Consider the following 23,775-nt stretch of genomic DNA (forward strand, 5'->3'; position numbering starts at 1 on the left):
ACCTGTTTCTACGGTTACCGAGCGCTTTGTAGACCTTTCTCTAAAGGTCTCATTTTTTATAAAATAGTGAGTGATAAATCATGGAAAGCAACATCAAGATTGGTGTCATTGGCTATGGCTACTGGGGACCAAATTTAGTAAGAAATTTTGCAGAAATTCCTGGTTCTCAAGTGAGAATGGTCAGTGATTTTAAACCAGAATTGCTGGCGAAGGTACAATCTCGCTATCCCTCTATCCAAGTTACGACGGATTGCCGAGATATGTTTTCTGACCCCAAAATCGATGCTGTTGCGATCGCAACACCAGTCAGTACACATTTTGACCTAGCATTGGCAGCTTTACAAGCAGGCAAGCACGTACTTGTTGAAAAGCCAATGACAGTCACCTCCGATCAAGCCATGAGGCTGATCGACGAAGCAGAACGGCGTAATTTAGTGCTGATGGTGGATCACACCTTTGTGTACACAAGTGCTGTACGCAAAATGAGAGAACTAATCGCCAACAAAGTGTTAGGCGATATTTACTATTACGATTCTGTTCGAGTCAATTTAGGGCTATTTCAGCATGATGTTAATGTCATTTGGGACTTGGCAGTACACGACCTTGCAATTATGAACTATGTACTGTCATCTCAACCATATGCCGTTTCTGCTACGGGTATGAGTCATGTTTCTGGAGGACCGGAAAATATTGCCTACTTGACATTATTCTTTGAAGGTAATTTAATTGCTCATATCCACGTAAACTGGTTAGCACCAGTGAAAGTACGCCGCACGTTAATTGGCGGTACGCAAAAAATGATTGTTTACGATGACTTAGAACCCAGTGAAAAAGTCAAGATTTACGACAAAGGAATTACAATCAAAGACAATTCTGAGAGCGTATACCAGATGCTGATTGGTTATCGCGCTGGAGATATGTGGGCACCGCATTTAGATATGACAGAAGCAATTCGAGTAGAAGCATTGCACTTCCTCGATTGCATTCGCAAAGGCGAACGTCCCATTACAGACGGAGAAGTAGGATTGCAAGTCGTCAGGATTCTTGAAGCGGCTTCACAGTCTATGAAGAGACAAGGTCGATTGGTTGAACTAGATTTAGCGAGGGTAGCAGCATGATTCCATTTGTCGATTTAAAGGCTCAGTACACCAGTATTAAAGAAGAAATCAATTCTGCTGTTCTCAACGTACTGGAAAGCACTCAATTTATTTTAGGTGATGAGGTAGCCAATTTAGAGAAGGAATTTTCCGGCTACTGCGGGGCTGATTACGGGATTGCTGTCAATACAGGTACGAGTGCATTACACCTCGCACTACTAGCAGCTGGTGTTGGTCCTGGTGACGAAGTCATAACCGTACCTTTCACCTTTGTTGCCACCGTTGCTGCAATTTATTATACTGGTGCCCGACCTGTTTTCGTAGATATTGACCCTGTTTCCTATACAATCGATACTACCCAAATCGAACAAGCAATCACCGAACGCACTAAAGCTATTTTGCCGGTGCATTTGTACGGTCAGCCAGCAGATATGGAGCCCATTCTGGAAATTGCTCGACGTTATAACCTGGTTGTCATAGAAGATGCGGCTCAAGCTCATGGGGCAGAATACAAAGGGCAACGAGTTGGTAGTCTGGGTGATATAGGATGTTTCAGTTTTTATCCCGGTAAGAACTTGGGTGCTTATGGAGAGGGAGGCATGGTTGTCACCAGCAATCCCGAATATGCCCGGACTATGCGAATGCTGCGTGACTGGGGACAAGAACGCAGATATCACCATGTTTTAAGGGGATACAACTATCGCATGGATGGTATCCAAGGAGCTATTTTACGGGTGAAGTTACGCTACTTAGATAAGTGGACTGAAGCACGGAGAACTCACGCAGCGCTATACGACCAATTATTGGCAAGCGCGGGTGTGACAACTCCAACTGTTATGCCCTACAGCCATCACGTTTATCACGTTTATGCGATCGCGTTACAGCAACGCGATACACTGCAACAGAGTTTACAGGAACAAGGCATTCAAACAGGGATTCACTACCCCATTCCAGTACACCTACAAGAAGCTTATTCATACTTAGAATACAAGCCGGGAGATTTTCCTCATTCAGAACAAGTGGCAAAAGAAGTTCTTTCGCTACCAATGTACGCTGAACTGACAGCAGCACAAATTCATACCGTTGCGGATAGTATCAAAATTGCTCGAGGGGTAAAAGTTTAATGTCCGATACTCGTCCTGGTTTAAATTCCCATCGCCTTGTTACTTTAATGCGGCAAGCAATTCAGGGCTGCAATTTGCAACTTCAAAACATGACAGTACTGACTGAAGCCGCAACTGGAGCATATGCAGTCACGCCCGTCTTGGCAGCAATGGCAGGAGCAGACAAGGTATTTGCGATCGCTCGTGACAGTCGTTATGGTTCTGTAGAACAGGTAAAAGCAGAAGTACAGCAAATAGCTGAAATTGCAGGGGTCAGAGATCGCATTGAATTTCTCACAAATAAATCAAAAGATGTTGTCGCTCAAGCAGACATCATTACCAATAGCGGTCACGTGCGTCCTATTAACGCAGAGATGATTGCTTGGATGAAGCCAAATGCAGTTATTGGGTTAATGTATGAGGCTTGGGAGTTTAGACCAGAAGACGTGGATTTGATAGCTTGTCGCCAGCAAAATATAAATGTAGTTGGTGTGAACGAGCGGCATCTATCTGTAGATGTGTTCTCCTTTTTGGGAATAATGGCGGTAAAGCTTTTATTAGACGCTGGTATCGCGGTCTACAAAAGTCAGATTTTGCTGTTGTGCGATAACCCTTTTCGTTCCTTTATCGAACGGGGTTTAGTCAATGCTGGTGCTAGTGTAGATACTGTTGATAGTTTGGCAGAAGCTCCTACAGATAAAACATACGATGCTATCTTAGTGGCTTTGCAGCCGCGCTTTGAACCGCTACTCTCTACAACAGATGCAACTGCGATCGCCAAATATTGGCCTGGAGCGTTGGTTGCTCAGTACTGGGGAGACATAGATCGATCTGCCTTTTTCTCCCACAACATACCTGTATGCCCGGAAGTTGAGCCAAAACCAGGACATATGGGGATTTTGCCATCAGCAGTGGGACCAGAACCAATTATCCGCCTGCAAGCCGGAGGATTGAAAGCAGCAGAAGTGATTTGGCGGCAATCTTCCAACGATGCAGAAATGAAATTTGTTCAACTGTTGTAAAGGTAGATGGGAAATGGCTAATGTCCTTTTAATTGGAATGGGTATTACCACTTTAAGTGCTTTAGAATCTTTAGCTTCTAAATGCCACGTTCAAGCGGTAGTCAGAAATGTCAGTTCCGATTCCAAGACAGACGATCCTGTAGTTAACTTTGCTTGCCAAGCAGGTATTCCAATCTTTTCAGAAACTTCCACCAAGCAGATTAGATCGCTAGTATTAAAATTTCAGCCAGATTGTGTGGTGGTTTCATCATATAACTACATTCTGCCACCAGATCTGATTGAATTGTCTACCTTTGTCAATGTTCATTATTCTCCCTTACCGCATTATCGGGGTCGCGCTAATGTTAATTGGGCAATTGTCAATGATGAACCTTGCGCTGCAATTACAATTCACAAGCTCAGTGCTGAACTAGATGGGGGTAATATTCTATTTCAGAAGCTTATTCCCATTCGCGATCGCGATACTGTAGCCGATCTGTATCACCAGTTAAATGAGATTCAGCAACAGCATTTAGGAGAAACGGTTATTAAATTATTGCAAGGTTACCAAGGAACTGAGCAAAATAGTGCCGAAGCTACCTATGGTTGTACTCGCCTTCCTGAAGATGGTGAAATTAATTGGTCTGCACCAACAAGAAGTATAGACTGTCTGATTCGGGCATTAGTCTTTCCCTTCCCTGGGGCTTATACATACTTACTCGGGCGAAAATTGTTAATATGGCAAGCCGAGATAGTTAAGAATCCTCCTTCCTATGTAGGACGCATCTCAGGTCGAGTCATCAACCGAGCTAAAAAAGAAGGTTATGTTGATGTGCTGACAGGTGATGGAGTGCTGAGAATTTATGAAGTTCAATTTGAAGGTGAAGAAAAGACAGCAGCAGCAAACGTCATTAAATCAGTTAAAACAACTTTAGGTCTCAGAGCATCTGAGCTACTAGAACGCATTCAAACTCTGGAACAGGAAATAATCAGGTTAAAAGAAAATGCCAAATAAACGAGTCTTGATTACAGGTGGAGCAGGTTTGGTTGGATCGCACATAGCCGATCTGCTAGTTAAAGAGGGAACTTCCGAGATCGTTATTGTAGACAACTTTACACGCGGGCGACGCGAGAACTTAGCTTGGGCAAGAGAAAACGGTCACGTAGTTCTTGTTGAAGGTGATATTCGCGATCGCGAACTCTTAGATGACGTCATGCAACGTGTGGATGTCGTCTTTCATCAAGCAGCTATTCGCATCACTCAATGTGCTGAAGAACCGCGTCTGGCGTTGGAAGTACTTGCAGATGGTACTTTTAATGTCTTGGAAGCAGCAGTCAAGGCAGGGGTAAAAAAGGTAGTTGCGGCTTCATCTGCTTCCATTTACGGTATGGCAGAAGAATTTCCGACGACAGAATCCCATCACCCCTATAATAACCGCACCCTCTATGGCGCAGCTAAAACATTTAATGAGGGTTTGTTACGCAGTTTCTATGATATGTACGGTTTGAACTACGTAGGGTTGCGCTACTTCAACGTTTACGGTCCGCGCATGGATATTCACGGTGTATACACTGAAGTTCTGATTCGCTGGATGGATCGCATTGCCGCAGGTCAGCCACCCTTGATTTTTGGGGATGGCAAGCAAACCATGGATTTTGTTTACATTGAAGATATTGCTAGAGCTAACATTTTGGCTGCGAAAGCGGATGTTACAGATGAGGTCTTTAATGTTGCAAGTGGTGTTGAAACTAGTTTAAATGACCTGGCTTATAGTTTGGCTAAAGTGATGGGGTCAGATCTAAAACCAGAATACGGTCCGGAACGTAAAGTGAACCCCGTGCAGCGCCGACTGGCAGATGTTAGTAAAGCCAAAAAATTGCTGGGCTTTGAGACACAAGTGTCTCTGGAAGAAGGATTGGCTCGTTTGGTTAATTGGTGGCAGGAACAAAAGCTGACAAAGGAAACAAGCAATGTCTGAGAAAATACAGAATATTCCCATTGCCAAACCGTGGATGGGTGAAGAAGAAGCTGAGGCAGCTAAGCGCCCGATCTTATCCGGTTGGGTGACTCAAGGACCGGAAGTTGCTGCATTTGAGCAGGAGTTTGCAGCATATGTGGGGGCAAATTATGCTTGTGCTGTGTCTAATTGCACCACGGCACTGCACCTCGCACTATTAGCTGTAGGTGTTCAGCCTGGGGACGAGGTGATTACTGTCAGTCATTCGTATATCGCTACTGCTAATAGTGTTCGTTACTGCGGTGCAGTCCCCGTCTTTGTAGATATTGAACCGCAGACATATAACATTAACCCGCTATTAATTGAATCGGCAATTAGCGAGCGCACTCGTGCTATTCTCATTGTTCATCAGATGGGGATGCCTTGTAACTTAAAAGCCATACTGGATATTGCCCGTCATTACGAGTTGCCAGTGATTGAAGATGCTGCTTGTGCGATCGGCAGTGAAATTCTTTGGGATGGACAATGGGAAAAAATTGGCAAACCCCATGGGGATATCGCTTGTTTCTCTTTCCACCCCCGTAAAGTTATTTCCACTGGTGATGGTGGGATGATAACTACAAACAATCCTGAATGGGATAAGCTGTTTCGCCTTTGGCGACAACATGGGATGAGCGTTCCCGATACAGTGCGTCATGGTGCCAAGCAAGTTATTTTCGAGTCTTACCCCATGTTGGGTTACAACTATCGCATGACCGATATCCAAGCCGCAGTGGGGCGCGAACAGCTGAAGCGGTTACCGGAAATTGTGGAACGTCGTCGTTACTTAGCACAGCGATATCAGGAATTGTTGGCAGATGTACCAGGGTTGAAATTACCGACAGAGCCTAGATGGGTGAGAAGTAATTGGCAAAGCTATTGTGTGAGGTTACCGGAGCGATGTGACCAAGTGCAAGTCATGCAGGCAATGTTAGATGCAGGTATTTCAACACGACGTGGAATTATGTGCGCTCATCGCGAAAGTGCTTACAAGAGAGAAAATTGGTTGTGTGGAATCGATCGCCATAACTGTGATTGCCAAAAGGGAAAGTGTCAGCGCTTAACTGAAAGCGAACAAGCTCAAGAGCGTTCTATAATTTTGCCATTGTTCCATCAAATGACTGAGCAAGAGCAAAATTATGTGGTTAAGGCACTAAAACGAATCTGTGAGGTTTGATTGCTATTAACAATGATTGGGAGTTAGCAAAGAAATTGTATGGATAAGATAGAGAAGATGACTAAGCCTAAGCTTGTGTTTTTTCAATGGAAACATAAAGAGACAGCTAAGTTCGTCCAAATGCACATCAAACAACACGTCAAGTGTTTATCCGAATTTTTTGAAGTTATTGTTATTAATGAGGATTGTGACTATCAGGAGATTTGTGATAAGTATCAACCAGATTTAACACTTTTTGAAAGTGGTATTAAATATATTGATTCTTGCAGAATTAGTATTAAAAATACTTCGGCATACCCAGAAATACCCAAGCTAGGATTTCATAACGGAGATTCCTGGTGCGATTGCCGTGCAGGTTTTCTCTCTGATATGGAACATTGGGGTATTGAAACCTTCTTTTCCATTTGCACCACTACAGCTGAACATACACCTGAGATTGCTGAAAACTTATTTGTCTGGCCAAATTTTGTTGATGCTGACATATTTAAGGATTACAGTGAATCTAAAAATATACCAATTTTGTTTAGCGGGCACATACATCATTTGTATCCTTGGCGTCAACAAATCTATAAAATTGTTTCCCAGAATTATCCATCGCTCATTTGCCCGCATTTAGGATATACAGAGCGTTTAACAACACGCATGATGTATGGGGAGCGATATGCCCGTACAATAAACGCTTCTTGGTTTGTACCTACTTGTGGTACAGTTGCAAAAGAAGTTGTTCGCAAACATTTTGAAATACCAGCATCTAAATCATGTCTCATTACAGAAAAAACATCAGCTTTGGAAGCCTGTGGCTTTATTGATATGCAAAATTGTGTTTTTGCTAATGAACATGATGTATTAGATAAGCTTGACTATCTATTTCAAAATTTAGATGAGTTAGAAAAAATTACTAATGCTGGGTATCAATTGGTTCATTCTCAACACACTTTAAAACAACGAGATCAAATTTTCCAATGGTTTAATCTATACAAAAATCTTAAACCCAATCAAAAGATTGTTCAGACCAATCCTTTCAAACCGCTTATCGTTGTAGAAAACTCATCAGAAATTAAAAATTCGCCTATCCACTGTAATGGATTAGATGTAATGCTGCTGAAGCAGGGGGATGAAAAACTTTGGACAGGTCAGTATGAAGAAGCACAAACTTTATATCTTCGTTGCCTGGGGTATATATTCTGGATACCCGAACCAAGACTGCGATTAGCACTATGTAATCTTTATCAAGGAAAGCCAGCAAAGGCATACGAGTGGATTCTCCCACTGATTAAACAAACTCTTGAACACTATAAAGCTTTAGATCCTGACCCAGTCGAGTGGGCTTATTTAATTATTTCCCTTCTCTGCCAAGGAAAATTAGAAGAAGCTATAAAGTGTGCTAATGAATTTCCATCACTTAAGCATCCAGAGCTTGACCGTACTCGTTGGATTATTAATGTATTAGAAAGTACGAGAGAGAATGAAAATTTAGCGTATAGCGATCCCTTAAAGTACCGCTTTAGTGTTCATCAACTACCCCACCGAAGTTTTGATGAGTGGGTTCAGCAAGTTTCCATAATGTTGCATAATTCTCAACAAGTTGATTGGGCAAAAACGTTAGACAGTGTGCTAGAGTCAAAAATTAGATTTTTCAAAGAACCAAAAAATGGTTATAGTTATCTTCCCAGCTCGTTAACAAACTCTCAAACCTCTATTCCTACTACTGGCTCAAAAAATTTCCTAAAAAATTTAGAAACTCAACCAATTATAGAACCCAAATATATTACACTTAGCAAACAGTTGATTTTGCACTTCAAGTCAATAGCTGGCGATATATTGCGTTTTTTGGAAAAGAGATTCGGTTATTTTCTGCCTTACCGTTTTTCGGAAATGAGAAATGACGAATTTTTTAGCACCATTCAAAGAATTGCAGGAAAAGAAGATATCAAGACAGCAATTATTATTGGAGCATCTGCTGGAGAGGGAACCACTGAGGCTTTTTTAACAGGCATTCGAGAGAATCCAAATCATCCCTCCACATTCTGTATAAACATTTCAAAACCTAGTTTTGTCAAATTGGAAAAGCAGTATTCTGTTATCTCTTCAATTAATTTTCACGAAATTTCACTTTTCTCATCAGAAGATTTTCCTGGTAAGCTCAATAATTGTATTAATGAAATTAAACAAAAATATGCGATTGATTCTTTTGATTTAGTATTAATAGATGCTTCCGAACTAAATTTTAGTAATGAGTTAGAGGAAGTGTATGGAGCAAAGTTATTCGTGCTTGATGATACTAGTACCTTTCAGAATTACAAGAATCATCACAGACTTCTTATAGATCCAAACTATACTCTAGTCGCTCAGAATCCCTCTCTACGTAGTGGCTATGCTATCTTTAAACAAGTTGAATACTAGCCTCTAGAGCGTCGTACAGAAATAAAAATGAAGACAAAAAAACGTTCTTTCTAGCTCGAATATCTTTATATCTCGTAGAATAAACTTGAAGAAAACGGTTTTTTGGCAATACTGTATCGGCGTTCGATAGTAGTCTTATTTGAGTTGTAAAAATTATAAACTGCAAAGAAGCAAAGAGCCTAAGGAAAAGGGGCAAGAGAGAATTTTACAAATGATTTAGTATTGCTATAGAATTCCCCGATCGCAGCAGCGTTACATGATTTACGCGAGGAGAAACTTAATTTCTCCACAAACAACAAATTTTTGAGTAGTTAATCTCCCAAGGTACCGTAATGATTAAGGTTTTTATGCCCTGTTCGGGGCTGGGTCGTGTAAAACGTGGTTTTGAATCTTTTACGCAAGAATGCTTTAATGTATTGGCAAATGAACCTTCTCTTAAGCTAACTCTCTTTAAGGGAGATGGAGGTACTCGAGAGAAAGAAGTTACATTGTGGAATTTACCGCGTAGTGACTGGAAAGCAAATCAATTGGGCAAACTAACTGGAAGAACTGGCTATAATATTGAACAATCGACATTTTTTTTGAGTTTACTACCATATATCTATCAACAAAATCCAGATATAATCTATTTTAGTGATATTAACTTGGGACACGCCCTTTGGCACTGGCGACGTTTCACGAAAAAAAGATACAAACTTTTATTTTCTAATGGCTCTCCACAAGACCCGCCTTTTCCAAGATGGAATTACATCCAGCAATTGACTCCATTTCATTTGCAATCCGCTATAGATGCGGGAGTAGCAGCAGAAAAACAAAGTTTAGTTCCTTATGGTTTTCACCTTCCATCTCAATTACAAATACTGACATCTACTGAACGCAAAAATTTACGCAGTAAGCTTGGACTACCAGAAGAACAGCCCTTAATCCTTTCTGTGGGAATGATTGATAAATCTCATAAGCGGATGGATTATCTCATTCGAGAGGTTGCTAATCTACCTGAGCCACGACCTTATCTTTTATTATTAGGGCAAAAAGATACAGAATCATCTGAAGTGATTGAATTGGGTATGAAATTATTAGGGAATAATAATTTTCAAGTAAGAACTGTTAAACATAATGAGGTTTCTAATTACTATAAAATTGCCAATATCTTTGTGCTTGCTTCTTTGCGTGAAGGGTTACCGCGAGTCCTTGTAGAAGCAATGTCTCATGGTTTACCTTGTCTGGCCCATGATTATCCAATCACTCAATTCGTAGTAGGTAAGGAGGGATATTTAGCAAATTTTGAATTAACGAACAGTTTAACGGGTTTGATATGCCAAGTTTTGGCAGAAGGTTTTAGTGAATCTAAATATTACCTTCGCCACCTTAGCGTCTACAATCGATTCAGCTGGGATAGGCTGCGTCCTCAGTACATTGAGATGATTCACAGATGCGCTAATTCTGAAGAATTAATCTCTCCCCAAAACCGCTCTCAATTGGTGGGAGCATCCTGATTGTTTGTAAAATCGTGAAGTACTTTTTTCATATTAATAACAATGAAATTGTGTTGGCTAATTCCTAGCGATCGCAGTGGTGGGATATCGCCTGTTGCTCTGTCTTGTTGTCAGCAAGCTGCAAAAGCAGGATTTGAGACAACCATGCTCTTGCTTGCGACGCCTAGTAAGATAGATCTTGAGAATAATTTCCGAGTTGATTCTTTAGGGCTGTATGGTTCAGCTCCAGAAGCTCCCGCAGCTTTACTGCAATGGCTGAAGGAGAATCCACAGGACGTATTGTTTTTTAATGCCTGTGGGGAATTTGATGTTATCATTCCTTATGTAACTCCAAACACTAAATGTGTTTATGTTGTCCATGACACTGCTCCTCAGTACTGGCAGACAGCTCTTAAAGAAGAAGAAAATTTAGAGGCAATAGTTGCTGTATCCGAGACCGTCGCTATTCAATTTCGAGATCGTTTACAACAGCCAGAGAAACTTTCTGTCATTTATAACGGCTGTGTCTTCCCCGAACAATCACAACTTAATAATTTACGGCAAGATGAACTTGTATTTTTAGGTGGCGATAATCCAACAAAAGGGGCGTTTGACGTTCTCAAGTTATGGAAACAGCTAGTTAAACTTGGCTTTGCAGGAAAGCTACACTGGTTTGGTCATGTAACGCCAGAGTTTAGGGCTAAGATTGACAAGATTCCTCATTCCAATCGTATTTGTGTCTACGGTCATGTTTCACGCGATCGCGTCTTCTCTGTCGCTGCATCAGCTAAGGTTCTGCTCATGCTGAGTCGTGTTGAACCATTTGGTATGGCAACTATTGAAGCGATGAGTATGGGATGTGTACCAATTGCTTGGGATATTAATACTGGAACAAAAGAAATTGTTACCGCAAGTAAAACAGGGCTGTTTGTACCTTTAGGTAAAATGCGAGCCTTGGCAGCACAAGTTATGTACGCTTGTGAACATTATCAGACTTTTTATTCTGCCGTGATTGAACGCGCACACTCCAACTTCAATGCAGCAGTTATGTGGAAAGGCTATGAATCTCTCATTCATCAAGTTTCGACTCTTCAAGCAATTGAAAGAAGTAAGAAAGGTCAGCAACCAACAGCTTATCAACCTCCAATCCGCCGTTTTCAGGGAATACCTCCCCGCATACGTTTAGCGATTCGAGAATTTATTGGGCGATCGCCTTATCTTGGCTACTGGCTTAGAGATTTGCGTGGTTGGTAAAACTTCACTTTTGAATTGAAAAAGCCAATCTTTATTCCTACATCTTAGGGGAATGATATGGATTGTTATAGGTCGGGAAAATATGCAAAAACTTAGTTTTTTATTTTTAGGTGCAAACAGTCCTTGGGCTTATGGTCTGGCAGAAGCTCTAGCTCAGCAATACCACACTCACGCTGTGCATTTTTATGATTGGCGAACTTATTATCGTCTCCGTCCCAATTGGTCTAGCCGTAATCCCCCATCTCTGCTCAAAAGGTCCATTAACACATTGCCTACTGGCTATGCAGGACAACTAGAAAAGCTATTTAGAATCTACTTACAACAGCTCGTTAAAAACTGGTGCCAACAACTGAAACAGAGTTCAGGAGAAAGCCCCTGGGTCATAGCTTCTGAACCACATTTTGCACCTTGGGTTCGCAAAGTGCCATCAGAACGATTAATATACTATAATTTTGATGATTACGTTCTTTATCGACCTAGCCGCAAAGATCGAATTTTAGCACAAGAAAAAGAATTAATTGAACGGGCTGCCATTACGCTCTGCTCTTCCTACTCTCAACTTGTAGCGCTTCAAAAAATTCATCCCTATGCAAGCAATCGCATACACCATTATCCACATGGAGTTGTAAACACTTATTTAAATCATCAGCCAGAAAAATCTCCAGAAGCAATGACAGTTGGATATGTAGGTAACTTAGGCAATCGCCTAGACTGGAAATTAATTTATGATGTAGTAAAAGCTTGCCCGGAAGTCAACTTTGTTTTTGTTGGTGGTATCGACGTATCTGCCGAAGAAACAAGTGCAGATTGGTATGCAGCTCTTAAAGCAGTGTTTGAATTGCCTAATGTCCGTAATGTTGGGAAAGTGCCATCTGACCAAGTTGCACACTATTACTGGTCTTTTGCAATCAATTGGATTCCCTACGTAGTAGATCACTCCTTTAATCAAGCAGCTTGTCCTACAAAAATTATGGATGGCATTGCTAGCGGTCGCCCGATTTTCAGCACCGATATCCCGGAATGCCGTTTGTATCCTAAATGGATTACGATCTTTCATAATGCGAAAGATGCAGTCACGTACATACGCCAGCAGCTAGCCTCTTATAAAAATCCTGAAGTCTACAAAAAAAGCTTACGTCAACTGAGTTTTGCTCAGCAAAATACTTGGCAATTTCGCGCTCAAAGTCTTGAGAAATTACTAGTACAATTGTAGTTATGTTGGCTCGTCGTACTCTGCTCGCTCTTATTAGTTTAAGCTCCTTCGCTAGTATCTTACGATCGCTACGTAACGCTTCCTCATTAGAAGAAGCAGCCAAAAATTTCAATTTGATGCAGGCTGCACAAGCTCAAAATTTACCTATAAATTATGTCAATGTTTTAGAATTTGGAACACTTACAATTGGTCTTACGAACGACTCTAATACTATTGCGACCAACACGGCAACTATTCAATCTGCCATTGATTCAGTTGGTAAAATAGGTGGAGGAAATATTTATATACCCTCAGGTATATATCAAATTGCTCCGCCGTCTTTAACTGTTAAAGAACCATCTTCACTAATTATTAACTACGATAATATCGTACTTTTTGGTGATGGTATTGGAAAAACAATCCTTCATAGTAGCGGAGATTACTCTGTTATTGATGGAAATGTTGTCAGGGGTCATGGAATTATGATTCAAGGTACTCTAAATCCCAGACAACCAAGAAAAAATGTTGTCATTAGAAATTTAGAATTAAGTGGTGGTACAAATGGATTCACAGGGAATAATAAATGGCCAGCCGATCCACTGACTGGAGATGGATGGGATCTGAGCCATAAAGGGATTGTTTTAGATTTTAATACCTCTTTAGACAACATCACTATTGATTCTGTTTACGTGCATGACTTTAGAGGAGAGGTCATTTATGGTGGTGGAGATGGAATTCAAAAAGTGATTATATCTAATAGTAAATTGCATGGTTCTAATGGAGCTTTGCTGAGTATTGAAGCAGATTTAATCGTAACTAACTGTGAATTTTCTCAAACGGCAACCGCTTGGGTTGAAAATGCAGCTTTATCACCAAATAAATCTCATTATTTCGACAACTGTATCTTTCAAGACTCTACTTATCATGGTTTAGTTTTAACACTTGGTAAATTTCCAGCGCTTAACAAACATATTATTACTAACTGTTCATTTTCTAAATCTCTCTCTGGAGTTTGTGCTTTTGATATCAATCATGTTTTAATTAAAGATAATGTTTTTCGTGATTGTGATAGTGCTTTATTAACAAGTCGTAAAAACAATGATATTGAATTCTTAAACAACAAAATTATTGGTGAAAACCATCCAACGGTTACAGCAAATTTAACAGGAGAAAATAACAATATTTATATTTACAATAATACACATTTTGTTAATGAAAAACTTGAAAAAACTGCCTGTATCTTTTATTTTGGAGAATTACAAAATATAGTTATAGGAGACAATAAATTTGAAAATTGTCGGACTCCCGAACAATCTGCTAGCCTAACAAATGAGAGACCATTATTTCGCAACAATCAATATATAAATGTTGAACGACGAGAATTACAGGGAATTGCTAATTTCTGGCAGAGCCCTCCATACATTATTGAGCCAAAATGTGAAGAAATTGTAGTACTGAACAATACAGGTAATTCAATCATTAGCGTAGATATGAGTACCAAGCACTATGTTAACGGACAAGAGATTTTGATTGTAGGTGGTGCGAGTGACGCACAAGTAAAATTTCCTCAAAATTCTACTACTGTTAAATGTCACGGCGATCGATATTTGAGCGGTAAAGGTGAACGGCTAAGACTGAAATTTCAAAAATCTGACCTGACATGGTACGAAGTTTCATATGATACATCCATGTAGTACGCAATCTTAACGCCTTGAAAGAAGTCAATCAATAAACAACCTCAATTAAGCTTATGAAATCTATCAAAGATATATCTGGTTTGATCTCAATTAGAGGTCATCACTTTTACGCAAATTTAGTTAACTCTAACTCTGTGGTTCTTGACTTAGGTGCTCATTTAGGTCAATTCTCTCATGAAGTTAGTCAGCAATTTGGATGCCAGTGCTATGCAGTAGAAGCTCTACCTTCTTTACATAAAAAGATTCAGGAAACACATTTAATTAGAAAATTTAACTATGCAATCTCCCACTCAAATGAGCCAGTAAAATTTTGTGTAACAGATAATCCAGAATACAATCATATAGGGAACTGGGCTGTTAGTGCTGTACAAGAAAAGATTACTGTTGAAGGAATTTCTTTGGAAAGCTTTCTGAAAAAGCACCATATCCAAAGTGTAGATTTGCTAAAAGTAGATATTGAAGGTGCAGAAATCGATCTCTTTAATTCAATAAGTGATGAAACACTATGTAAAATCAAACAATTGACTGTTGAATTCCATGATTTTGCATTTCCCATTCAAAAAGAAGTTGAAGCCATAAAAGAGCGATTAAAATCTTTAGATTTTGTTTGTGTAGTATTTTCAAAATACAATAATGGTGATGTTTTATTTATTAATAAAAAACAATGTCAAATCCCTTTGCTAAATTTCATTTATATTAAATATTTCTCTAAGTATGTTAGAGGTTTTATAAGAATGTTTATGAGATTGTTTAAGTGAATGAAAAAAACATTTCCACAATATAAAAAATGAAAAGTATATTGTTCTACTTTGGTGGTTTTGCATCAGTAGGTGGCATAGAAACCTTTGGGAAAAATTTGCTTAGCTACCTGCAAAGCCAAGGTTATCGTTGTACGCTTCTATGTTGGGGTCAAACATCACCGTTACTTCAAGTTCTTAGGAATGCAAAAGTTCAAATTTTTCAAAGTCCTTGGCGTTGGGGTTGTAAATGGAATTTGCCAGATTGGATACTTTTGACAATAGGTATTCAACAGCTTCAAAAAGCTGATGCAGTACTGTTTGGTAAACTTTTTCCTACTCCAATCTTAAAACGGCTTCGAGCAAAAGCTTCTTTTACGCACTTCATTTATATAACTCCTTACAAACCCTTACCTCCACAGACGAAGGTAGAGAGTCAGCGTCTTTTAGAAGCACTCAATATCTTTGATATGATTTTAGTGCAGTCATCCTCATTCATTGAAGATTTACATACAATTGGATACAAAGGACAAATTGAAGTTATTCCTTATATTCCTCATGCTCCTGGTGAACTTAAACCTTTTCCAAAAAATGAAAATTTAAAAATTGGTTTTTTAGGAAGATTAGTTGAAGATAAAAATATTCCTTTACTACTGCAATCTTTTTGTAATTTTCAAAAGCAGTATATCAAGGAATCTAATTCTGTACATGGAGAAGATCGAAAGCCAAGCTTACATATTTTTGGTGATGGTCCTTTACGCAATGAACTTGAACAATTAGCTCAAAACTTAGAGATTAAATCCTCTGTTGTTTTTTATGGTAATGTCTCTAATAAAGACGTAGAGGATGCGATCGCTTCATGTCATGTGTTTGCTTTTACTTCTCATATTGAAGGACAATGTCTGGCAGCCTTAGAAATTTTGGGTTGTGGTAGACCAATTGTAGCTACAAAAGCAGGTGCATTACCAGAGATTTTAGCTGATTCCCGTTTGGGCAGAATTGTATCATCTGCCAACCCGGATAACTTTGCTAATAGCCTAATGGAAATAGGAAAGTTAATTGAGCAACAGTTAGTCTCACCAGAAACAATCCGTTCCGCATATCTTGAGCGGTATGCTCCCGAAAAAGTAGGAGAACGCTACAGTAATTTACTGAAATCTCTTAAATAACTGTAATAAGTTTTCTATAAAATAAACAGCATTTTTAACTAAAAAACTAAATTTAAGATGTCATATTCAAAAATTTTAGTGGCACAACTAGGAGCCAGAAAACATTATCAAGAACCTCTTCTATTTCATCGTTGGGGTATTTTAGATAGGCTCTATACTGACTTTTACTCAGGTCATAACAAATTGACTGGTAAATTGCGAAATTCTAGAATTTACAATCATCTTCCCAATGCCCTAAAAAAAGGTTTAGATCGATACGAGCCCGAATTGCAAAATGCAAAAATTATTCACTTTCCAAAATTAGGATATCAGTATCTCCAAGCTTTAAAGAAAGCTCCACCAGAACAAGCACCCCAAATATATATTTGGGCAGGACAAAAATTTTGCCAACAAATTATTCAACATGGTTTAGGAGATGCCAATACTATCTATGGATTTAATAGTGCATGTCTAGAACTATTTGAATATGCCAAAAAACGAGGTATTCGTTGTGTTCTCGATCAAACACTTGCTGAATGGTCACTCGTACACAAACTTTTACTAGAAGAAGAGCAGCGCTGGCCTGGTTGGTCACTCTCACCTTTTAAAGTAGGTGAGGCTGACTTGGAACTATTAGAACGAGAACAACGCGAGCAAGACTTAGCAGATCGAATTATTTGTGGCTCTAGTTTTGTTAAAAATTCTCTAATAGCCAGGGGTGTGGATGGAGAAAAGATATCTGTTTTACCATTAGGTCGCTTAAAAGAAAGAAGCTTGATACAAAATTCATATCTTAAAAGTGTACAGCAAAACGACGATGAGACGTTGAAAATCTTATTTGTTGGTTCAGTAAACTTGCGGAAAGGAATTCCCTATTTACTCAAAGCTCTCAAACAAATCAAAGGGAAAATATCTTTTACGTGTAAAGTGGTAGGTTCCTTGGAAATTAACTATCAGCGTGTTACTGAGTACAGCGATGTATGTACTTTTTTGGGAAGAGTTCCCCGTGCTGAAATGAAAGATTTGTACAATTGGGCTGATGTATTTGTACTTCCTTCTATTTGCGAAGGTTCAGCGATGGTAACTTATGAAGCATTGCTTGCGGGTATTCCTACTATTACTACTGATAATTCAGGCTCGATCGTCAGAGATGGAATCGATGGTGCTATTGTCCCTATTAGAGAAATAGATGCAATTGCCAATCAACTCTTGCATATGCATACCACTAAAAAAGCTTTTTCAACCACAAATAATACACAAGAGTATTTAGATAATTTAATGCAAGAATCAGAAAACAAACTCAGGCAGATAGTAACGTTTCAGCAAAAGAAAATTCAAATGTCTTTAACAAAATGATGTTTTACAGCAATTAAGAAAATTATATTATTTCATGGCTGAATTGTATCTGAATTTATTTATTATAGTCTGCATCGCTTTATTAGCTTGGGGAGTGATTTGTGTAGAACGAATTTACCAATATCCATTTTTTATGGGTAGTATGTTTGTTTCCTTTTTGCTACCTCAAGCGTTTGCTTTGATTCATAATCCAGGTGCAGCATCTTTAGTATCAGTAGAACGAGTCTTACTATTTTCGACTATGTGTGCTGGTGCTTGTTTTATCGGTTATGAGATGAAACCGAATAGAAATTGGTTGTCAAATTTAAATATTGCGATTGATGAACGTAAGTTATTTATAGGAGGGATGGCTCTGATGGCTCAGGGCTATTTCTTTAATTTTTTACTTTCTCGTACTGCGGTCCAAACTGCAGCAAATGGTAACTGGACCGGACCTGCAACCATATATCTTTTTTTAGGTCAGGTTATAAATATTGCTTTCGCAATTTTTCTTTTGCAATTATTGAAACGTCCTAATATTATTAATCTAACTTGTACAGTCATTTCTGGCTGGCCTCTATTACAAAGTGTTCTTGGTGGTCGTCGTCAACCAACAATGACGCTGATAATTATCATAGGTCTTTCCTTGTGGATGGCGCGTCGCTTAATCCCACCAAGATGGTCAGTCATTACCGCTTTAATCTTTATGACTATTCTTATTCCTCTATTTGGTGAAGTACGTAGTGGTTTTTGGGATTTAGTCTTTAGTGGTAATTGGCAAGCAGTGTCAGCGATCGCTCAAAAGGCATTTAACCAATTATTAAAAGGAGAGCTTTTAGAAATCAGAAATGCAGCATTATTGATGGACGTAGTAGAACGTACAGGTTTATATGGTTATGGTTCTGGTTATTGGGATAGCATTATATTTCAATATGTACCCGGACAAATTGTAGGTTTTGAATTTAAAAAATCTTTACAACTGAATTTATTCGATCGCTATGTTGAGTATCTTTCCTCTTTCTATGGTTATACTATACCTAACGGTTACACTATAACTGGTGTTGGCGATTCTTTTCTAGAATTTAGTTACTTTGGATGCTTTACTTTTGGATTGATAGCTTACCTGTTCAAGCATCTTTGGATATCATCTGTTTATCAGAAAAGTACTTTTAGTAGAATTCTTTATATGGGGCTTGTAAGTCCAGCAATGGTTGGTCTGACACACGGTATAGGAAGATTTCTACAAGAAGCTATCTTTCAAACTATTTTTATAGGTTTGGTGACTTTATATGCAAGAAAGAAGAATTATTTTTCGTATATTGAATCGCAAAAATTTGAAAGATAAGTTTCTTTCTTAAAAACATAAAACCAGTTTCTTTATACAGGAAATCTTGATGTATCGTGTGCTTTGCTCGAAGAAATTGTTTTGTTGGAATTGATAGACCTTTGCTTTAGGCTTAGTAACTGGACTTTGTCCGATAGTTTTTTATTGTGAAACCATTCTATAAAATATGAAAATTCTGAATTTAATTCAGTGTTTAAACCTTGGAGGCATGGAAAAATCTGCCTACATTTTAGTCAATGAAACTCAGAATAGAGGTATGAAATGGGAGATACAAAGCGTTACACCGGCAGGTTCTGGTAAACAAATATTTGTAGATTTAAATATACCTGTAAACGATAACTCCTATGAAGGAACTTTTGGTTATAAGTCTCATCTCTCTTTAAAACGCAAAGTTCAATGCTTTTCCGGTGATATCATTTTAGTTACAGGTCCAACCCTTACGGGTTGTCTCAGTATCAAAGGTAATAAACATAAAAAAATACTTGGTATTCATTTTTGCCACAAGTATAATAATCCCAATTTATTAAGATGGAAAATATTTTATAAATATTTTGGAGATGAATATGATGCAATTATTTGTCATTCGCCTTATCTACTTGAGCAAACCGCGCAGATAGCACCTTTTCTCAAACACAAATTGCATTTAATTGAAAATTCAACTCAACTACAACCGTTAGTTACCAAAGATAAAAAACTTTTAATTCGTCAAACTCTTGGAATTCCCGATCGCGCTTTTGTGATTGGTAATGCTGGTTGGTTGATCGAGCGAAAGCGGTTTGATGTTTTTTTGCAGGTTTGCGCCAAAGTTTGTCAATCTTATCCAAATGTCTTTTTCCTGATTGCTGGTGACGGTCCGCTTCGTCAAGAGTTGGAAGAACTTGCTAGAAATTTAGGGATATCAGATAAAGTCAAATTTTTGGGTTGGCAAGATAAAATAGATACTTTTTATCAAGCAGTAGACTTATTGCTATTTAATTCTAATTCTGATGCCTTTGGTCGTACAGTCATGGAAGCAATGGGTTATGGAATTCCAGTAGTTGCTTCTGTCTTAGAAGGAGGGACAAACTCGGTTCTAGTTCATAAAGAAAATGGCTATTTAATTCAAGAACATAATATTAATGAACTGGCAGAATATTGTTTACATCTCATACAAAATCATGAAGTTTACCAAAACTTTCAATTGACTTCACTAGAACTGATTCGAAACCGATTTAGTAATGAATTGTATGTCCAAAAGTATTTAGAAGTCTTTCACAAAGTTTTGAAAAATTAAGCAATACAAATCTTTAAGACCATTACACTTTATTTTTTCGAGAGCAATGCATATCGTTATACTTTTTATGAATGTTGGTAGCTATCATGCTGCTAGACTGCGTGCTGCACATTCTGCCTGTCAACAAAAAAGGTGGAGTTTAACTGCAGTCCAAGTTACAGATAATACCTTAGAACATCCTTGGGGAGACTTGAAGCGTGAAATAACGTTTCCTCTAAAGACTCTAGTCTCTAAAACTGCTAATCTTAACTATACCCAAGAGAGTGCTGCTTCTTTATTACCTTCATTTCTTGACAATCTTCAACCAGATATTGTTGTTATCCCCGGATGGGGATTTCCTGTATCGCGTGCTGCATTAACGTGGTGCAAACGCAAACAAGTACCTGCTATTGTGATGAGCGAAACAAAGTGGGATGATGAAACACGGCAATGGTGGAAAGAGCAACTTAAATTTTGGCTTTATATCAGACAGTATGATGCGGCACTTGTTGGTGGAGAACTACACCGTGATTATTTAATAAAGTTAGGTTTTCCTCAAGAACAAATTTTTCTAGGTTACGATGCTGTTGACAATGATTATTTTGCTCGAAGTGCTCGAGCAGCAAGGCTCGATTCATCTTTGGCAAGGCAAAAATGCCCTGGAATTCCTACCAAACCTTATTTTATTGTTGTTACTCGCTTACTCCAACGCAAAAATGTATCCCGTCTTGTAAAAGCCTTTACCACTTATCACCAGAAAATTGGTGCCGAACAAGCATGGGATCTTGTAATTTGTGGTAGTGGAGAAGAAGAACCGTATATTCGCAATTTGCTCCTAGAAAACAAATTACAGGGCTGTGTTCATTTGCCTGGTTTTATTCCTTATCAAGCACTTGGATATTGGTATGGATTAGCTAATGCTTTTGTGCATCCTGCATTGCAAGAACAGTGGGGCTTAGTCGTTAATGAAGCTTGTGCCGCTGGACTGCCAATTTTATGCAGCCGCACTGTAGGAGCAGCCTATGAACTTGTTTGCGATCGCCAAAATGGTCTGCTTTTCAATCCAGAAAGTCAAGAAGATATGACGCGTGCCCTATTAGCTATTCATCAAACAGATTCAGCTTCAAGAATAAAAATGGGGCAATTAAGTCAAAAGATTGTAGAGAAGTGCAGTCCTCAAAATTTTGCTGATGGTCTTTTAAAGGCAATTGATATTACATACACAATGTCCAATAAGAAGGCTGTTCTAGTATGAGTCTTTTTCATAAACATTCAATTTTTATAGTATTTTTACAGAAAATACTATCTTCTCAATCGTCTTTTCATATAAAAAAGACTTACAAATAGACAATTTGTTAGGGTACGTTGGAGCGATATGCAAAGTGTGAAATACCCAAAATAGCGTTGACATTGCTTAAGTCTTAATAGAAATTGTTTTTTCTGTGTATAAACCTATCAACAGAAGTATTTTGTTATGAAAATTTTAATTTTCACTCCTTATGTTGGCTCCAGTTATGGTGGGACTTCTAAGGCAGTTAAAGAATTAGTTGAATCAGTCAGCAGTTTTGGAACTAGAATCGATCTAATTACGACAAACGCCAATCAGTCAGAGAAACTCACAGTTCCTCTTAATAAATGGATAGAAGTTAAAAACTACAGAATCAAATACTTTTCTTGCTGGAATCGCAATGATTTCATTATTAGTTTACCTTTAATTCAATGGTTAATTGAGCATATTAATGATTACGATCTTGTCCATACAAATACAATTTTTGCTCCAATTGTTTCCTTCGTTCATTGGCTTTGCCAGCAGCGTCGAGTTCCATATGTTATGACCCCTCATGGAATGTTAGAACCTTGGGCACTATCATACAAAGCCTGGAAAAAGAAATTTTACTTTAATCTCATTGAAAAGCCAGCACTACAGAAAGCAAAAGCTATCCAAGTGATTGCTAATTCTGAAGCCGGTCATGTTAAGTCTCTTGGATTGAAAAATCCTATCGTCGTTCCTAATGGAGTTCACAGACAAGAATTTATAAGCTTGCCAGATCCAGAAATTTTTTACCAGCAATTTCCTTCTACAAAAAATAAAACTTTGATTCTGTTTCTTGGTCGTATCGACCCTAAAAAAGGTCTGGACTTGCTAGCTCCTGCATTTGCAAAAGTTCATAAAAAATTCCCTCAAACTCATTTAGTTGTAGCCGGTCCGGATAGTACCGGGTATTTACCTAAAGTGAAAACTGCTTTTAAGCAAATAGGTTGTTTGGATGCAGTGACTTTTACGGGTATGCTTACAGGCTCGTTGAAATATGCAGCCCTGGCTGCTGCTAGTTTGTATGTTGCACCTTCATATTCAGAAGGTTTTAGTATGTCTGTCCTAGAAGGTATGGCTTCAGGGTTACCATGTGTGATTACTACTGGTTGCAATTTTCCTGAAGCAGAAATTGCTAAAGCAGCACTTATTGTAGATATCAATACTCATGCCATTGCTGATGGATTGATTCAATGTTTAAGTCATCCTCAAATGTCAAAAGCAATGGGTAACCGCGCTCGTAATTTCATATTCCAAAACTATACCTGGGATTGTGCTGCTGAAAAGTTAACAAGAGTTTATAAAGCTATTGTTAACCAAAAGCCTTTGTCAACCGATCTTGTCTTAAGCAATGAAAAAGCCTCTCGCCAGCAGTTGAAAGTGAGGGGTGAGGAGTAAGGAAATGGATTAAAAAAATATTGGATTTTTATTTTAACTTCTTCTACAAGAGCCAGTCTTGAATCTTCTCTTAGTAACTTACCCTATGCGTTTAGATCGATATTCCCTTGGTAGTTATACCCCTGGTGCTTCTTACTGGAAACAAATTTTATGGTATTTTCTAGGTTCGCCTTTAGTAGAAAGCCGTGCGCTCCCTTTTTCTGCAATAAAAGTTTGGGTGCTGCGCTCTTTTGGAGCACAAATCGGTCAAGGCGTTCGCTTAAAACCAGGAGTACGGATAAAGTTTCCTTGGCGTTTGACTGTTGGTGATTTTGTTTGGATTGGGGAAGACGCTTGGATTGATAACTTAGCTCATGTCACTATTGAAAGCCACGTTTGCCTTTCTCAAGGTGTTTACCTTTGTACCGGGAATCATAACTGGAACCATCCAAATTTTAAACTGATAACAGCTCCCATCCACATTCAAGAAGGTAGTTGGATTGCAGCAAAGTCAACGATTGGACCTGGAGTGACTGTTGGAACGGGAAGCGTATTGACTCTTGGTGGGGTGGCTGGGCGTTCTTTAGAACCAATGACAGTTTACGCAGGCAACCCCGCTCAACCGATCAAGCAAAGAAAGCCAGAAAGCCCAAGCTTAAACAGGTTTCATCAAACTTGATATTAAGCTTACGGGTTTACAGTTAAAGAGAAAATATCCTTTTCCTTAGTTTTACAGAACCCAAAATTAGGGAAAGGGTAGCTTGGAATGAGGCGATCGCAAAGTTTGCATATCAAATCATTCGGGCGAGCAATGAGAAAATATCTAAGAAGTTCATTATAAATTTAAATATTCTCGGTAAATACTTTAATTAT

Annotated in this window: 19 protein-coding genes; all 19 read left to right on the plus strand. The window is 38.7% G+C overall.

Annotation, left to right across the window (positions count from 1 at the left end; translation table 11 throughout):
• Positions 1 to 80 precede the first annotated feature (80 nt).
• The 19 genes from AB0756_RS09830 to AB0756_RS09920 all read left to right on the plus strand — a co-directional run bounded on the left by AB0756_RS09830 (position 81) and on the right by AB0756_RS09920 (position 23,581).
• A complete protein-coding gene (locus AB0756_RS09830) occupies positions 81 to 1,118 on the plus strand; it encodes a Gfo/Idh/MocA family protein (RefSeq protein ID WP_038081164.1) in 1,038 nt (345 codons plus the stop codon).
• Entirely contained in the window at positions 1,115 to 2,221 is a 1,107-nt protein-coding gene (locus tag AB0756_RS09835; protein ID WP_038081163.1) for a DegT/DnrJ/EryC1/StrS family aminotransferase, read from the plus strand. The genes AB0756_RS09830 and AB0756_RS09835 overlap by 4 nt, the downstream gene beginning before the upstream one ends.
• A complete protein-coding gene (locus tag AB0756_RS09840; protein WP_038081162.1) occupies positions 2,221 to 3,222 on the plus strand; it encodes a hypothetical protein in 1,002 nt (333 codons plus the stop codon). Before AB0756_RS09835 ends, AB0756_RS09840 begins: the two co-directional genes overlap by 1 nt.
• 13 nt (positions 3,223 to 3,235) lie before the next feature.
• Positions 3,236 to 4,216 carry a methionyl-tRNA formyltransferase gene (locus tag AB0756_RS09845; RefSeq protein ID WP_038081161.1) on the plus strand — a complete coding sequence of 327 codons (981 nt, stop codon included), beginning with the start codon at positions 3,236 to 3,238 and terminating at the stop codon, positions 4,214 to 4,216.
• On the plus strand, positions 4,206 to 5,180 hold the full coding sequence (locus tag AB0756_RS09850) for an SDR family NAD(P)-dependent oxidoreductase (protein ID WP_038081160.1): 975 nt from the start codon (positions 4,206 to 4,208) through the stop codon (positions 5,178 to 5,180). Before AB0756_RS09845 ends, AB0756_RS09850 begins: the two co-directional genes overlap by 11 nt.
• Entirely contained in the window at positions 5,173 to 6,375 is a 1,203-nt protein-coding gene (locus AB0756_RS09855) for a DegT/DnrJ/EryC1/StrS family aminotransferase (protein WP_038081159.1), read from the plus strand. The genes AB0756_RS09850 and AB0756_RS09855 overlap by 8 nt, the downstream gene beginning before the upstream one ends.
• Before the next feature lie 39 nt (positions 6,376 to 6,414).
• Entirely contained in the window at positions 6,415 to 8,778 is a 2,364-nt protein-coding gene (locus tag AB0756_RS09860; protein ID WP_237265822.1) for a glycosyltransferase, read from the plus strand.
• Positions 8,779 to 9,110: 332 nt separating this feature from the next.
• Positions 9,111 to 10,274 carry a glycosyltransferase family 4 protein gene (locus AB0756_RS09865; RefSeq protein ID WP_038081158.1) on the plus strand — a complete coding sequence of 388 codons (1,164 nt, stop codon included), beginning with the start codon at positions 9,111 to 9,113 and terminating at the stop codon, positions 10,272 to 10,274.
• 42 nt (positions 10,275 to 10,316) lie between these two features.
• Positions 10,317 to 11,507, plus strand: coding sequence for a glycosyltransferase family 4 protein (locus tag AB0756_RS09870; protein ID WP_038081156.1), 1,191 nt, complete (start codon positions 10,317 to 10,319; stop codon positions 11,505 to 11,507).
• Positions 11,508 to 11,589: 82 nt separating this feature from the next.
• Positions 11,590 to 12,720, plus strand: a complete 1,131-nt coding sequence (locus tag AB0756_RS09875; RefSeq protein WP_038081200.1) for a glycosyltransferase family protein — start codon at positions 11,590 to 11,592, stop codon at positions 12,718 to 12,720.
• Between the two features lie 2 nt (positions 12,721 to 12,722).
• A complete protein-coding gene (locus tag AB0756_RS09880; protein WP_050046117.1) occupies positions 12,723 to 14,393 on the plus strand; it encodes a right-handed parallel beta-helix repeat-containing protein in 1,671 nt (556 codons plus the stop codon).
• 56 nt (positions 14,394 to 14,449) lie between these two features.
• Positions 14,450 to 15,154, plus strand: a complete 705-nt coding sequence (locus AB0756_RS09885) for an FkbM family methyltransferase (protein ID WP_038081154.1) — start codon at positions 14,450 to 14,452, stop codon at positions 15,152 to 15,154.
• Between the two features lie 29 nt (positions 15,155 to 15,183).
• Positions 15,184 to 16,302 carry a glycosyltransferase family 4 protein gene (locus AB0756_RS09890; RefSeq protein WP_038081153.1) on the plus strand — a complete coding sequence of 373 codons (1,119 nt, stop codon included), beginning with the start codon at positions 15,184 to 15,186 and terminating at the stop codon, positions 16,300 to 16,302.
• A gap of 57 nt (positions 16,303 to 16,359) precedes the next feature.
• Positions 16,360 to 17,637 carry a glycosyltransferase family 4 protein gene (locus AB0756_RS09895; RefSeq protein WP_167844612.1) on the plus strand — a complete coding sequence of 426 codons (1,278 nt, stop codon included), beginning with the start codon at positions 16,360 to 16,362 and terminating at the stop codon, positions 17,635 to 17,637.
• 34 nt (positions 17,638 to 17,671) lie between these two features.
• Positions 17,672 to 18,961 (plus strand): hypothetical protein, encoded by a 1,290-nt coding sequence (locus AB0756_RS09900; protein WP_038081152.1) that lies wholly within the window; start codon positions 17,672 to 17,674, stop codon positions 18,959 to 18,961.
• A 166-nt stretch (positions 18,962 to 19,127) separates the two neighbouring features.
• Positions 19,128 to 20,234: a glycosyltransferase family 4 protein gene (locus AB0756_RS09905; protein ID WP_038081151.1), complete on the plus strand. Its 1,107-nt coding sequence runs from the start codon at positions 19,128 to 19,130 to the stop codon at positions 20,232 to 20,234.
• 46 nt (positions 20,235 to 20,280) lie between these two features.
• Positions 20,281 to 21,468 carry a glycosyltransferase family 4 protein gene (locus AB0756_RS09910; protein WP_038081150.1) on the plus strand — a complete coding sequence of 396 codons (1,188 nt, stop codon included), beginning with the start codon at positions 20,281 to 20,283 and terminating at the stop codon, positions 21,466 to 21,468.
• Positions 21,469 to 21,687: 219 nt separating this feature from the next.
• A complete protein-coding gene (locus AB0756_RS09915) occupies positions 21,688 to 22,923 on the plus strand; it encodes a glycosyltransferase (protein WP_038081149.1) in 1,236 nt (411 codons plus the stop codon).
• 85 nt (positions 22,924 to 23,008) lie between these two features.
• On the plus strand, positions 23,009 to 23,581 hold the full coding sequence (locus AB0756_RS09920) for a WcaF family extracellular polysaccharide biosynthesis acetyltransferase (RefSeq protein WP_038081148.1): 573 nt from the start codon (positions 23,009 to 23,011) through the stop codon (positions 23,579 to 23,581).
• The last annotated feature ends 194 nt before the right edge of the window (positions 23,582 to 23,775 follow it).

Origin of the sequence: Tolypothrix campylonemoides VB511288_2 (genome assembly GCF_045999855.1) — a bacterium.
Lineage (GTDB): Bacteria > Cyanobacteriota > Cyanobacteriia > Cyanobacteriales > Nostocaceae > Scytonema > Scytonema bouteillei_A.

What these genes read in the sequence shown, in the direction of transcription:
- AB0756_RS09835 (WP_038081163.1), top strand. Translation starts at nt 1,115, where the DNA reads ATGATTCCATTTGTCGATTTAAAGGCTCAGTACACCAGTATTAAAGAA.
- AB0756_RS09885 (WP_038081154.1), top strand. Translation starts at nt 14,450, where the DNA reads ATGAAATCTATCAAAGATATATCTGGTTTGATCTCAATTAGAGGTCAT.
- AB0756_RS09915 (WP_038081149.1), top strand. Translation starts at nt 21,688, where the DNA reads ATGAAAATTTTAATTTTCACTCCTTATGTTGGCTCCAGTTATGGTGGG.
- AB0756_RS09845 (WP_038081161.1), top strand. Translation starts at nt 3,236, where the DNA reads ATGGCTAATGTCCTTTTAATTGGAATGGGTATTACCACTTTAAGTGCT.
- AB0756_RS09865 (WP_038081158.1), top strand. Translation starts at nt 9,111, where the DNA reads ATGATTAAGGTTTTTATGCCCTGTTCGGGGCTGGGTCGTGTAAAACGT.
- AB0756_RS09840 (WP_038081162.1), top strand. Translation starts at nt 2,221, where the DNA reads ATGTCCGATACTCGTCCTGGTTTAAATTCCCATCGCCTTGTTACTTTA.
- AB0756_RS09900 (WP_038081152.1), top strand. Translation starts at nt 17,672, where the DNA reads ATGGCTGAATTGTATCTGAATTTATTTATTATAGTCTGCATCGCTTTA.
- AB0756_RS09895 (WP_167844612.1), top strand. Translation starts at nt 16,360, where the DNA reads ATGTCATATTCAAAAATTTTAGTGGCACAACTAGGAGCCAGAAAACAT.
- AB0756_RS09875 (WP_038081200.1), top strand. Translation starts at nt 11,590, where the DNA reads ATGCAAAAACTTAGTTTTTTATTTTTAGGTGCAAACAGTCCTTGGGCT.
- AB0756_RS09910 (WP_038081150.1), top strand. Translation starts at nt 20,281, where the DNA reads ATGCATATCGTTATACTTTTTATGAATGTTGGTAGCTATCATGCTGCT.
- AB0756_RS09905 (WP_038081151.1), top strand. Translation starts at nt 19,128, where the DNA reads ATGAAAATTCTGAATTTAATTCAGTGTTTAAACCTTGGAGGCATGGAA.
- AB0756_RS09890 (WP_038081153.1), top strand. Translation starts at nt 15,184, where the DNA reads ATGAAAAGTATATTGTTCTACTTTGGTGGTTTTGCATCAGTAGGTGGC.
- AB0756_RS09880 (WP_050046117.1), top strand. Translation starts at nt 12,723, where the DNA reads ATGTTGGCTCGTCGTACTCTGCTCGCTCTTATTAGTTTAAGCTCCTTC.
- AB0756_RS09830 (WP_038081164.1), top strand. Translation starts at nt 81, where the DNA reads ATGGAAAGCAACATCAAGATTGGTGTCATTGGCTATGGCTACTGGGGA.
- AB0756_RS09920 (WP_038081148.1), top strand. Translation starts at nt 23,009, where the DNA reads ATGCGTTTAGATCGATATTCCCTTGGTAGTTATACCCCTGGTGCTTCT.
- AB0756_RS09860 (WP_237265822.1), top strand. Translation starts at nt 6,415, where the DNA reads ATGGATAAGATAGAGAAGATGACTAAGCCTAAGCTTGTGTTTTTTCAA.
- AB0756_RS09870 (WP_038081156.1), top strand. Translation starts at nt 10,317, where the DNA reads ATGAAATTGTGTTGGCTAATTCCTAGCGATCGCAGTGGTGGGATATCG.
- AB0756_RS09855 (WP_038081159.1), top strand. Translation starts at nt 5,173, where the DNA reads ATGTCTGAGAAAATACAGAATATTCCCATTGCCAAACCGTGGATGGGT.
- AB0756_RS09850 (WP_038081160.1), top strand. Translation starts at nt 4,206, where the DNA reads ATGCCAAATAAACGAGTCTTGATTACAGGTGGAGCAGGTTTGGTTGGA.